This is a genomic window from Paracoccus gahaiensis (assembly GCF_005048225.1).
Taxonomy (GTDB): Bacteria; Pseudomonadota; Alphaproteobacteria; order Rhodobacterales; family Rhodobacteraceae; genus Paracoccus; species Paracoccus gahaiensis.
On the sequence record NZ_SUNI01000075.1, the window covers coordinates 1 to 1,065 of the forward strand.

1 pseudogene is annotated in these 1,065 nt (G+C 62.2%); it reads left to right on the forward strand.

The features are described from left to right. Positions 1 to 75 precede the first annotated feature (75 nt). Positions 76 to 1,008, forward strand: a pseudogene (locus tag FA743_RS20150) (IS5 family transposase). Positions 1,009 to 1,065: the final 57 nt, after the last annotated feature.

Sequence of the window (1,065 nt, forward strand, 5' to 3'; positions counted from 1 at the left end):
ATGCTCATGGCGTTGTTGCAGAACTCGCCCGAGTGAGGATTCACGCGGGTGCTGTTGTGGGTTAAGCGTCCTTACATGACGAAACCCGAGCCTGCCCGTTACCGCACGACAAACTGGAGATCCTACAATGATGCCCTGAAGCAGCGCGGATCGCTACTGATCTGGCTGGACAAGGACATGACGTGGATGGCGATCAGGGCCGGGCGTCCCGGCCGCTCGCTTGTATTCTCTGATGCGGCGATTCAGTTTTGCCTGATGGTGAAGGTGCTCTTTGGCCTGCCGCTTCGGCAAACCACAGGGATGGTGGCTAGCATCCTTGAGATGGCTGGGCTCGACTGGCAGGTGCCAGACTTTTCCACCCTGAGCCGCAGGCAGAAGACCCTCGCTGTGCAGATCCCCCACCGCCGCGGACCAGGGCCGCTGAACTTGTTGGTGGATAGCACCGGGATCAAGTTTCTCGGCGACGGAGAGTGGCTGGCCCGCAAGCACGGCACCCACCGCAGACGCCAATATCACAAGGTCCACCTGGCGATGGATACGGCCACCGGCGACATCCGGGCGGTAGAGTTCACCTCAAGCCGTGAGGGTGACAGCCCTGTGCTGCCAGACCTGCTGAACCAGATCCCGGCCGACGAACAGATCGGCACCGTGACCGGCGACGGCGCCTTTGACACGCGGCGTTGCCACACCGCAATCGTGGATCGCGGCGGCACGGCCGTCATACCCATCCGCAGGAACGGACGCCTTTGGAAGGAGGACTGCCCTGCCGCCCGTGCCCGCAACGACATCCTGCGTGCGAGCAAGCGTTTCGGCCGAGCCAACTGAAAGCACTGGTCCGGCTATCACGTCCGAAGTCGGATCGAGGCGAAGATGCGCTGCCTGAAGTCCTTCGGCGAACGGATCGCCTCGCGAGACCCGGACAGGCAGACGGCCGAAGTTCATATCCGCATCGCGTTCATGAACCGCTTCAACGCACTCGGCACTGCCGAGATCGAGCGCTTGGGCTGAGCATCAACGGGGTAAGGGGAAGCCCTGCTTCAATGCCGAGTTCTGCAACAATGCCGA